This is a genomic window from Saliniradius amylolyticus, from assembly GCF_003143555.1.
Lineage (GTDB): Bacteria > Pseudomonadota > Gammaproteobacteria > Enterobacterales > Alteromonadaceae > Saliniradius > Saliniradius amylolyticus.
This window is the reverse complement of record NZ_CP029347.1, coordinates 2605042-2616178: the sequence shown is the minus strand read 5'-3', so window position 1 is coordinate 2616178 and position 11137 is coordinate 2605042. Positions and strand designations below refer to the sequence as shown.

11 protein-coding genes are annotated in these 11137 nt (G+C 51.6%); 7 read left to right on the top strand and 4 right to left on the bottom strand.

Annotated elements, in window-relative coordinates; all coding sequences use genetic code 11:
• The 7 genes from HMF8227_RS12260 to mutT all read left to right on the top strand — a co-directional run bounded on the left by HMF8227_RS12260 (position 1) and on the right by mutT (position 8574).
• A complete protein-coding gene (locus tag HMF8227_RS12260) occupies positions 1–747 on the top strand; it encodes a cell division protein FtsQ/DivIB (RefSeq protein WP_239421306.1) in 747 nt (248 codons plus the stop codon).
• A 33-nt stretch (positions 748–780) separates the two neighbouring features.
• Positions 781–2010, top strand: a complete 1230-nt coding sequence (ftsA, locus tag HMF8227_RS12255) for a cell division protein FtsA (RefSeq protein WP_109340447.1) — start codon at positions 781–783, stop codon at positions 2008–2010.
• A 61-nt stretch (positions 2011–2071) separates the two neighbouring features.
• On the top strand, positions 2072–3250 hold the full coding sequence (gene ftsZ / locus HMF8227_RS12250) for a cell division protein FtsZ (protein WP_109341107.1): 1179 nt from the start codon (positions 2072–2074) through the stop codon (positions 3248–3250).
• 118 nt (positions 3251–3368) lie between these two features.
• Positions 3369–4283 carry a UDP-3-O-acyl-N-acetylglucosamine deacetylase gene (lpxC, locus tag HMF8227_RS12245; RefSeq protein ID WP_109340446.1) on the top strand — a complete coding sequence of 305 codons (915 nt, stop codon included), beginning with the start codon at positions 3369–3371 and terminating at the stop codon, positions 4281–4283.
• A gap of 128 nt (positions 4284–4411) precedes the next feature.
• Positions 4412–5332: a M23 family metallopeptidase gene (locus tag HMF8227_RS12240; RefSeq protein WP_109340445.1), complete on the top strand. Its 921-nt coding sequence runs from the start codon at positions 4412–4414 to the stop codon at positions 5330–5332.
• Positions 5333–5482: 150 nt separating this feature from the next.
• Positions 5483–8176, top strand: a complete 2694-nt coding sequence (gene secA, locus HMF8227_RS12235) for a preprotein translocase subunit SecA (protein ID WP_109340444.1) — start codon at positions 5483–5485, stop codon at positions 8174–8176.
• Entirely contained in the window at positions 8176–8574 is a 399-nt protein-coding gene (mutT, locus tag HMF8227_RS12230; protein WP_109340443.1) for an 8-oxo-dGTP diphosphatase MutT, read from the top strand. The genes secA and mutT overlap by 1 nt, the downstream gene beginning before the upstream one ends.
• Here the strand turns inward: mutT and yacG are convergent.
• From yacG to HMF8227_RS12210, 4 genes are all read right to left on the bottom strand, one after another.
• Positions 8564–8791: a DNA gyrase inhibitor YacG gene (yacG, locus tag HMF8227_RS12225; RefSeq protein ID WP_109340442.1), complete on the bottom strand. Its 228-nt coding sequence runs from the start codon at positions 8789–8791 to the stop codon at positions 8564–8566. The genes mutT and yacG overlap by 11 nt on opposite strands.
• 4 nt (positions 8792–8795) lie before the next feature.
• Positions 8796–9548, bottom strand: a complete 753-nt coding sequence (gene zapD / locus HMF8227_RS12220; RefSeq protein WP_109340441.1) for a cell division protein ZapD — start codon at positions 9546–9548, stop codon at positions 8796–8798.
• Between the two features lie 102 nt (positions 9549–9650).
• Positions 9651–10250: a dephospho-CoA kinase gene (coaE, locus tag HMF8227_RS12215; protein WP_109340440.1), complete on the bottom strand. Its 600-nt coding sequence runs from the start codon at positions 10248–10250 to the stop codon at positions 9651–9653.
• A complete protein-coding gene (locus tag HMF8227_RS12210; protein ID WP_109340439.1) occupies positions 10247–11128 on the bottom strand; it encodes a prepilin peptidase in 882 nt (293 codons plus the stop codon). Before HMF8227_RS12210 ends, coaE begins: the two co-directional genes overlap by 4 nt.
• Positions 11129–11137 lie beyond the last annotated feature (9 nt).

Here is an 11137-nt window from a genome sequence, read left to right as displayed (position 1 = left end):
TTGACCGCTCACGGTAGCCAGACAGGCTCCCAGTTTTGGTCTGGGCTGGTGTTTTTCTTGCTGGTGCTATTGGGCCTGGGTTATGGCTTTTGGCAGTTACAACAATGGCTGGAAGACGAGCAGAGGTTGCCGGTTGAGACCATCAAGCTGAGCGGCCAGGTGCAGCAGGTAACTCAGGCTCAGGTGGACAAGGTCGTACGCCAGGGACAGCCGGGGAGCTTTTTCGAACTGGATGTGCAGCAGGCTCTGGCGGATATTGAAGCCTTACCCTGGGTGTATCGGGCTTCGGTGCGTAAGGAATGGCCAAATCACCTGCGAGTTCATGTGGTTGAACAACAGGCAGTAGCGGTTTGGAACGGCGAATTGCTGCTAAACCGTTATGGGGATTCATTCAGTGCCCTATTGCCGCCAGAGGCGAAAGACTGGCCTCGTTTATACGGGCCTGAGGGCAGCGAACAAACGGCCTTGCAAGGGTATCGGGCAATGAGTTCGTTATTGCAGGGCCTGCAGTTGGGTATCAAAGAACTGGTACTGACGGAACGTTTTGCCTGGAGTCTGACGCTGGACTCGGGGCTGAAAATAAAATTGGGAAGAAGCGAGTTTATTGACCGCTTACAACGACTGGTAGACCTGTACCCTTTACTAGAAAAAGATAAGCGACAGGCCGACTATGTGGATATCCGGTACGATACCGGGCTGGCTGTGGGCTGGAAGGATAAGGCCAGTGATCAACAACAAGAGCAGTGACAACCATGAAAGAATTAACTGTGGAGCAACAAGGTGTCTAAAGTAACGGACAGAAATTTAATTGTTGGTCTGGACATTGGTACCACCAATGTTAAAGCCGTGGTCGGGGAAATCCTCGACGATGGCGGAGTCAGCATTGTGGGTGTTGGCACCCATGCAGCCCGGGGTATGGATAAAGGAGGGGTCAATGATCTGAACCTGGTGGTGCAGTCGGTACAAAGTGCCATCAACGAGATGGAACTCATGGCCGACTGCCGAGTGTCGTCGGTCTTTATGTCCATTTCTGGTCGCCATGTGAAGTGTCAGAATGAGCAAGGCATGGTACCAATCAATAATAAAGATGTGACTCAGGAAGATGTGGATAATGTGATCCACGCGGCCCGTTCGGTGCCCATCGCCTCGGAGCGTCGCCTGCTGCATGTGTTACCGCAGGAGTTCACCATCGACGTTCAGGAAGGCATTAAGAACCCGGTGGGGATGGCCGGTGTACGGATGGAAGCCGAAGCGCACATCATCACCTGCGCCGATGATATGGCCAAGAACCTGGTAAAGTGTGTTGAGCGCTGTGGCCTGCAGGAAGACCAACTGATTTTCTCGGCGCTGGCGTCAAGCTATGCGGTGCTGACCGATGATGAAAAAGAACTCGGCGCCTGCGTGGTTGATGTGGGTGGGGGGACTATTGATATTGTAATCTACACCGATGGTGCCATTCGGCATACGGCGGTAATCCCTGTGGCTGGTAACCAAATAACCAGTGACATCGCCAAGATCTTCCGTACACCCATCAGTCACGCTGAAGAAATTAAGGTCAATTACGCCTGCGCCTTAAAAGACATGGTGAGTATGGAGGAAAATATCGAGGTGCCCAGCGTGGGTGGCCGACCATCGCGCACCATGTCTCGTCATACGCTGGCGGAGGTAATCGAACCTCGTTATCAGGAGTTATTTGAACTGGTGCACGAACAGATTCGCGCCAGTGGGTTAGAAGAACAGATTGCCGCCGGTATCGTTATCACCGGTGGTTCCGCCAAGATGGAAGGGGCCGTGGAATTTGCCGAGGAGCTATTCCATGTTCCGGTCAGAGTGGGGAAACCCCAGGGCGTGAAAGGGTTGTCCGAGTATGTGGACGACCCCGGCTTCGCCACCGTTGTGGGGTTGTTGCAGTACGGTAAAGAACATATTCAGTCACGCCAGTCTGCCAAACAACAGTCGGGGGATGGACTTTGGCACAGGATACAGAGCTGGTTTAAAGGCGAGTTTTAAACAGATTCATACTTCAAACGGACTGCTGGAAGTTTGAAAAACAAAACCGGAGAGAAAGATGATGAACGAACTAATGGATAATCACAGCGAAGAAGCTGTAATAAAAGTCGTTGGTGTGGGCGGCGGCGGCGGTAACGCCGTCGATCACATGATTGAACACAATATCGAAGGGGTGGAGTTTATTTCCATCAATACCGACGCGCAGGTGTTACGAAGCTCAAAAGCACATGTGACTCTGCAAATCGGTGCTAATGTCACAAAAGGGCTGGGTGCCGGGGCGAATCCGGAAATTGGCCGCCAGGCTGCAGAAGAGGATCATGAAACCATCCGTCAGAGCCTGGAAGGTACCGATATGGTATTTATCACCGCCGGCATGGGTGGTGGTACTGGCACGGGAGCTGCACCTGAGGTGGCGCGCATTGCCCGCCAAATGGGAATTCTGACGGTGGCTGTGGTCACCAAGCCTTTCCCGTTCGAGGGTAAAAAGCGTAGTGCTCATGCCGAAGAAGGAATGGAGGAGCTATCCAAGAGTGTTGACTCTTTGATCACCATCCCCAACGAAAAGTTGCTTAAGGTGATGGGCAAGGGTACGCCTCTGTTGAAGGCCTTTAGTGCCGCAAACGATGTGCTGCGCGGTGCCGTGCAGGGCATCGCCGAGTTGATTACCCGTCCCGGCCTTATCAACGTGGACTTTGCCGATGTGCGCACTGTGATGTCGGAAATGGGGATGGCTATGATGGGCAGTGGATCTGCCTCGGGTGAGGACCGCGCCGAGGAAGCTGCCGAAGCTGCTATTGCCTGTCCGCTGCTGGAAGACATCGACCTGTCTGGTGCTCGTGGTATCCTGGTGAATATCACCGCCGGACCTGATTTCGCCATCGATGAGTTTGAGACTGTGGGTAATGCGGTTAAGGCCTTTGCTTCGGAAAATGCTACGGTCGTCGTGGGAACTGTTATCGATATGGAAATGTCCGATGAGATTAGGGTGACGGTGGTGGCGACCGGTATTGGTGCCGAGCGTAAGCCAGAGATCTCTTTGGTCAGTAACCGTCAAAATCAGTCGCAGACACAGCGTCAGTCGGTTCAGGAAACCACAGACTTCAGCTTGCAACAGCCAAGTTCGGAAAATGTGGCGACCATTAGCAATGAATCGGCTAAAAAGCCCGCAGAGGATAAGTCAGACAGCAATGATCTGGAATATCTGGATATTCCGGCATTCTTGCGTAAACAGGCGGACTAAGGGCACTCAGGACGGGTTGGAAAGGCTTGTTTTTCGTTAAGATTTTTTGACAAAAGCAGGTCAAACCACTAGAATGCGCGCCCGCTTCGTGTTTGGTTGAAAATTGAGCAAAGACAGCATGATTAAGCAACGTACCATTAAAGAGTCTGTTCAGGTGACAGGTATTGGCCTGCATAAGGGTGATAAGGTCACTATGACTCTCCGGCCAGCGCCGGCGAACACCGGAATTGTGTTTCGCCGCGCCGATCTTGAGCCCCATGTGGACATTCCATCCCGGGCAGACGCTGTGGGCGATACCATGCTGTGTACTTGTTTGACCAATGAACAGGGTGTTTCTATCTCTACGGTAGAACACCTGGCCTCAGCTCTTGCGGGCATGGGCATCGATAATATTATTATCGAGGTGGATTCCAACGAACTGCCGATCATGGATGGCAGTGCCAGTCCCTTTATTTTCCTGTTGCAATCGGCGGGAGTGGAAGAGCTGAACGCCGCCAAGCAATTTATTAAGATTACCAAGCCAGTACGTGTCGAAGACGGCGATAAATGGGCAGAATTACACCCTTATGATGGCTTCCGGGTTGATTTCCGGATCGACTTTGAACACCCAGCCATTGCGACAACGCGCCAGCACATGGTGATGGACTTCGATACCAGTTCCTACATCGAAGAAGTCAGCCGTGCCCGGACCTTTGGCTTCATGAAAGACCTCGAGTATATGCACGCCCACGATTTGGCTCTGGGTGGTAGCATGGATAATGCCGTCGCGCTGGATGAGTACCGGGTGCTTAATCAGGAAGGCCTTCGTTACGATGACGAGTTTCTTAAACATAAGATTCTGGACGCGATCGGCGATCTTTACCTCGGCGGTCATGCTCTGATTGGTGAGCTCAAGGCCTATAAGACGGGTCATGGACTGAACAATAAGTTGCTGAATCAGCTCTTAGCACAGACGGATTGTTGGGAGTTTGTGACTTATGACTCACAAGAGAGTTTGCCGGTCAGTTTTGGAGCGCCAGTACTGGCCCGCTAAGTAAAAAGTTATCGTTACAATGCCGCTGACTAGCGGCATTGATGTTTTAGGGCTTCGGATCGTGCTTTTTTTTATCCGGTAGTCAGTTTAGAATCTCTTTTGATGTTGTTGTTAAATACAGGAATTGCATGAGTCTTACTCTGCTGATTAAAAGCCGAAAGTGGCGTCTGCGCTATACCCTGAGTAAGGGACAGATGATCGCTGCTCTGGCGGTGACTCTAGGCCTGACTTTTATTGCCGGACGAGCAGTACAAAGCCCGGACGAGCACCTGTCACGGGTTGCTTACACCCAAACCGGCCTGGAACGTCAAAAGCAACAGGTGACGGACCTGAAGCAAAAAACTGAACAACAACTCAACGGCATGTTACTTAAATTAGGTGAGATGCAAAGTCAGCTTCATCGCCTTAATGCATTGGGTGAGCGTCTGGTTGCTCAGGCTGACATCAGTGCCAAGGAATTTAATTTTTCCGAGTTACCTGCTGTAGGCGGCCCCAATACAGAGTTGGCCGCAATGCCAAGCCTGGATAGTTCTGAGGATGTGCTGCAGCGCATGGATCGGTTAATGCAGTCATTGGATATTAAGACTCGCCAGCTCAAGGCCCTTGAATCTGTGTTAATGAAGCACCATATCGATGCTCAGGTCTACTTGGCGGGACGACCTATCGGCAGTGGTTGGCTGTCCTCCTACTACGGGGTGCGAAAAGACCCCTTTACCGGGATGCCGGCCATGCATAAGGGACTGGACTTTGCCGGTGAAGAAGGCATTGATGTCGTGGCTACTGGGGCAGGCGTAGTGACCTGGGCTGGTGAGCGTTATGGTTATGGTAATCTGGTCGAGATTGAACATGGTGACGGACTGGTGACTCGCTATGGCCATAACAAGGATATCAAGGTCAAGGTCGGTGATGTGGTGACTCAGGGTGAGGCCATCGCCGAAATGGGGAATACGGGCCGTTCTACCGGTGCCCACGTGCATTACGAAGTATTAAAAAACGGTGAGCAGATCGACCCCTTGCCGTTTGTTTACCGCGAGCCTCAGGTTCAATAACGTCTCCTCTGCATAAATTAAGAGTCTGCGAGAGGAATAGCAGGCGGCGGTGTTTTGGGCAATCGGCTTTGAGCCGATTGTTTTTATTTGTGCGTTTTATTCTGACGAAAGACGCGTTGAACTCATACGAAGATTGGAAGCGGTAAATCGATGTTCTCGAGTATTATAAGAAAAGTATTTGGCAGCCGTAACGACCGGATTTTAAAGCAGTTAAGCAAGCAGGTTGCGGAGATCAATCGCTTAGAGACGGATTATGAAAAGCTAAGCGATGAGGAACTCAAAGCCAAAACGAGCGAGTTTAAGCAGCGCTTAACCGACGGCGCCACAACTCAGGATATTCTTCCCGAAGCATACGCCGTGGTACGCGAAGCCAGTAAGCGGGTGTTCGAGATGCGCCACTTCGACGTGCAGATGATCGGCGGTATGGTGTTGCACCAGGGCAAGATAGCCGAGATGCGCACCGGTGAGGGTAAGACCCTGACCTCTACGCTGCCCGCTTATCTGAATGGCCTGACTGGCAAGGGCGTACACATCATCACAGTGAATGACTATCTGGCCCAACGGGATGCTGATGGTAACCGCCCCTTGTTTGAATTCCTGGGGATGACGGTGGGTGCCAATGTGCCTGGCCTGAGTCAGGAGGAGAAGAAAGCGGCCTACAATGCCGATGTGACTTATGGCACCAACAACGAATTTGGTTTCGATTATTTACGAGACAACATGGCGTTCCGGCCCGATGACCGGGTTCAGCGGCCCTTGCATTATGCTCTGGTGGATGAGGTGGACTCGGTACTTATTGATGAAGCGCGAACACCGCTTATCATCTCCGGCCAGGCTGAGGACAGCTCCGAGCTTTATGTGGCCATCAATAAGGTAATTCCTCAGCTAGAAAAACAAGACAAAGAAGATGAAGAGGGTGAGGAAAGTACCGGCGACTACACCATCGATGAAAAAGCCAAGCAAATTCATCTTACCGAACGAGGCCAGCTGAGAGTCGAGGAAATTCTGCAGCAGAGCGGCTTATTGGGAGAAGGCGAATCCCTGTTCGCTGCGGCTAACATCTCTCTGATGCATCATGTAAACGCGGCTCTGCGAGCCCATAAGCTGTTCCACAAAGATGTAGATTATATCGTTAAGGATGGCGAGATCGTCATCGTCGACGAACATACTGGTCGTACAATGGAAGGTCGTCGTTGGTCTGAAGGGCTGCATCAGGCGGTGGAAGCCAAAGAAGGCGTGCAGATACAGAACGAAAACCAAACCCTGGCTTCTATTACCTTCCAGAATTACTTCCGTCTATACGACAAGCTGGCCGGAATGACGGGGACCGCCGATACTGAAGCCTTTGAATTTCAGCATATCTATGGTCTGGAAACTGTCGTCATTCCCACTAACAAGCCTATGATCCGCGATGACCGGGCGGACCTCATCTATCTGACGGCGGAAGAAAAGTACGAAGCCATTATTGAGGATATTAAAGAGTGTGTGGAGAAAGGACGGCCCGTTTTGGTCGGTACCATTTCCATCGAGACCTCAGAGCTCTTGTCCAGTGTACTGAAAAAAGCCAAGATTTCTCATCAGGTCCTGAATGCTAAGTTCCATGCTAAGGAAGCGGATATTATCGCTCAGGCTGGGCAGCCATCGGCGGTAACCATCGCAACTAACATGGCCGGCCGGGGCACGGATATCGTTCTGGGTGGTAACTGGCAGGCAGAGATCGAGGCTATCAAGGACCCCAAAGACAGCACCATCGAGCGTATTAAGCAAGAGTGGCGCGAGCGTCATGCTAAAGTCATCGAAGCCGGTGGTTTGCATATTATCGGTACCGAGCGTCACGAATCCCGCCGTATTGATAACCAGCTGCGTGGACGTGCAGGCCGTCAGGGGGATCCGGGGTCATCGCGTTTTTACCTGTCGCTGGAAGATTCGCTGATGCGTATCTTTGCTTCTGACCGTATGGCTAACATGATGAAGCGCCTTGGAATGGAACGTGGTGAGGCAATAGAGCATCCGTGGGTGACTAAGGCCATCGAAAATGCACAGCGCAAGGTAGAAGGCCGCAACTTCGATATTCGTAAGCAGTTGCTGGAGTTTGATGACGTTGCCAATGATCAGCGTAAGGTGATTTACGAACAACGTAATGAGCTGTTGGATGAAGGTGATATCAGTTCGACCATCGAAGCCATTCGTTCCGATGTCGTGGACTCGGTGGTCAGCCAATATATTCCGCCTCAGTCGCTGGAAGAGATGTGGGATGTGCCAGGCCTGGAAGAGCGTCTGAAGTCTGACTTTATGTTGGAGCTGCCCATACAGCAGTGGCTTAAGGACGAGGATAAGCTATACGAAGAAAAACTGCGTGAGCGTATTCAGGAGGCTGTCACTCAGGCTTATAAGGAAAAAGAAGAAATGGTGGGCGCCCCCGTACTGCGCCAGTTTGAGAAAGCCATCATGCTGCAGAGCCTGGACACGCACTGGAAAGAGCACTTGGCGGCCATGGATCATCTCCGTCAGGGTATTCATCTGCGCGGCTATGCTCAGAAGAACCCCAAGCAGGAATATAAGCGCGAGTCTTTCGAGCTGTTTTCCGACATGCTGGAAAACCTGAAAGTGGATGTAATTAGCGTGCTCAGTAAGGTACGTGTACAAGCCGAATCAGACGTTGAAGCGGTGGAAGAGAAGCGCCGGCAAGCCGATGAACGTGCCAAACAAACTCAGACACAGTCAGGGTCAGAAGCCGCTCAGCCTGCAACGGAAATCCGTGAAGGTCGTAAAGTAGGTCGCAATGAGCCTTGTCCTTGTGGTTCGGGTAAAAAGTATAAGCAGTGCCACGGTAAACTCAGCTAATGCTGGTGGAAGTGGCTGTGGGCGTTATCCAGCGGGGTGACGCCGTATTTATTACCCGCCGTTCGGCTCAGCAACACCAAGGTGATAAGTGGGAGTTCCCCGGTGGCAAGGTTGAGGCCGGGGAAACGGCGGACAGCGCCTTGGTAAGAGAGTTAGCCGAGGAAGTGGGCATTACCGCACATCGTCCTGAACCTTTGATGGTGATTGAACATGATTACGGAGACAAAGCCGTGCGGCTGCGTATCTTTCATGTCACCGAGTTTGAAGGCCAGCCCTATGGCCGGGAGGACCAGCCCGGAACCTGGGCGTCAATTGCCTCTCTGGAAGATTATGCCTTCCCCGAAGCGAATAGCCCGATTCTGGAGCGGTTAAAAAGTTTGAGCTTGGCTAATTCTTAAAGAAGTCCTGCTCGTGTTGGCTTAACACCTCTTCGATCTGCTCGATGTCAATCTCGCTCATATCCTGATCCTGACCGGGCTCCACCGGGATGGTCTTTTCCTCGTTGGCCCACTCGCCAAGATCAATCAGTTGACAGCGTTTGCTGCAAAAAGGGCGGTTCGGGCTCTGCGGGCCCCACTCGACTTGTTTTTGGCAGGTTGGACAGGTGACTTTCATATGGTTAACAACTGGCGAATTGGAAACGGACCGTATTATCTACTGAGACCTTACCGTCTGCATCAGGTTCAAAGCGGATAAAGCGAATAATGTAGCGGTACTTATTGCCGCTAAGGGTGGGATAGTAGCCTTGATCGGTGGCACAGTACAGTCGTATTAACTCCACCTTATCTTCAGCCGTGCCCTGATAGAAACCTTTCTCCGCTTCCAGAGATGTAAATTTGCCCCGCTCCCGTAAGAAGGTCAGAGTCATGTCCATCGCCGTTTGCATAAGGCCGAACTCCGCAATCCAACTGGCGGCCTCTTGCTGCTTCTGTTCCTGAGGTTGGCGCAGCCAATAAAGCAGATTCGGCAGGTCGAAACTGCAGGTCGCGCCAGGAATGGAGAAACGTTGGCGGATTGACATTAAAAATTTATCTTCTTTCAGGTTGCTGCCAACTTTACGTGCGTTGGCAAGCTCGCTACGCAGGGCTAAAACCCGTTTTAGGGCAGATTGAAGAGCATCATTGTCGATATTGGGATGCTTGGACCAGTGCACCAGATTTTTCTCGTGGCGGTCCATATCCTTGAGCATGTCGGTGCGCAGATCAACGCGCTCTACCAAATCGAGTAATGTGAACAAGACCTCCAGAAAACCAATGTATTGCCAGTCTTCCTCCGCCCTTTCTACAGCATTTAACTGCTTGAAAAGCTGCTCCAGACGCAAGTAAGTCCTTACTTTTTCATTGAGCGGAAACTCAAACACCGCTTGGTTCATCTGCCTGTGTTCTCCGGTAGGCCTGTGTGTGGCTAAAAATGACTAATTAGGAAAACAAACTAACAAGCAAGCTATAACAAGTCTAGCGTTGGATTCTGTGGGTTATAGACTCAGAGCCAGATAGCGTTCATGTAAAGTTCTGACCTGCTCGCGCAGGGTGGCCACATTATCGGTGTTGGATAGCACATCATCGGCTATTGCCAGTCTCTGTTCTCTGCTGGCTTGTGAAGCCTGTATCTGCCGGGCATGCTGCGCATCGACCTTGTCTCTTTGTTGCACGCGCTCAATCTGAACCGACTCGGGCACGTCCACAACCAGAATGCGATCCACCAGAGCCTGTAACTGATTTTCAACCAACAGTGGAATGGCAAGAATGCAGTAGGGGGAATTTGCTTCGTCGGATTGCTTTATCATCTGTTGACGAATCAGGGGATGAAGCAACTGATTCAGCCAGGCCTTCTGCTCTGGCTGACTAAAGATAATTTCTCTTAATTTGGCGCGATCCAGGTGACCATTGGTGCTTAAGACCTTATCGCCGAATCGCTGCTCGATTTTCCCCAGCGCACCGCTGCCCGGCTCTACCACCTGACGAGCAATAATGTCGGCATCAATAATGCTAACGCCAAGTTCTGCAAACAGGTTGGATACGGTGGTCTTACCGCTGGCTATGCCACCGGTCAGCCCGACTTTAAAACGACTCATGCTAAAACCCACTGCCAGTATTGTTCTGTCAGCCAGTCACCATAGAGGAAAGCCAGCCAGCCTGCAGCCGCTAAGTAGGGCCCGAAGGGAATAGGCTTGGCGTGGTCTTGTCCCTTAAAGGCGATCTGCGACAGACCGACGATGGCCCCAACCAGGGACGACAATAGAATCACCACTGGCAGGCCTTGCCAGCCTAGCCAGGCGCCTAAGGCAGCCAGCAGCTTAAAGTCACCATAGCCCATACCCTCTTTGCCAGTCAGCAGCTTAAATCCCCAATAGATGCTCCACAGGCTTAAATAGCCAGCAGCAGCTCCTAAGATGGCATCTTCAGGAGAAACCGGAGACCAGTACAGACTGCCAATAAGCCCAAGCCAGAGTAAGGGCAGGGTGAGTTGATCCGGTAGCAGCATTTTGTCCAGATCGATAAAGGTCATAGCGATGAGCAGCCACGTGAACATCAATGCCGGAATGAGCATGGGCCCATAGCCTAAATGCCAGGTAACCCAGACCGACAACAGCGTGGTGAGAGCTTCCACCATAGGGTAGCGGGCAGGAATGGTCGTCTGGCAATAAGCGCAGCGGCCTTTCAGAAAGAGCCAGCTCAATACGGGAACATTGTGAATTGCCTTAATGGGGGTGTGACAATGGGGACAGGTGGAGTCCGGTTTAACCAGGTTAAAGGGTTTGGTTGAGTTGTCAGTTTCAGCTGCCTGGTCATGGAAATAGCTTTGATATTCGCTTTGCCATTCTCGCTCCATCATCACAGGCAAGCGGTAGATGACGACATTGAGAAAACTGCCTACCATTAAGCTGATAAAGGCGATGAGGCTAAGCAGAAACGCCGGAGAAACTTCCAGTAGAGTTAAAATCTCGGTCATGGGTTGGTA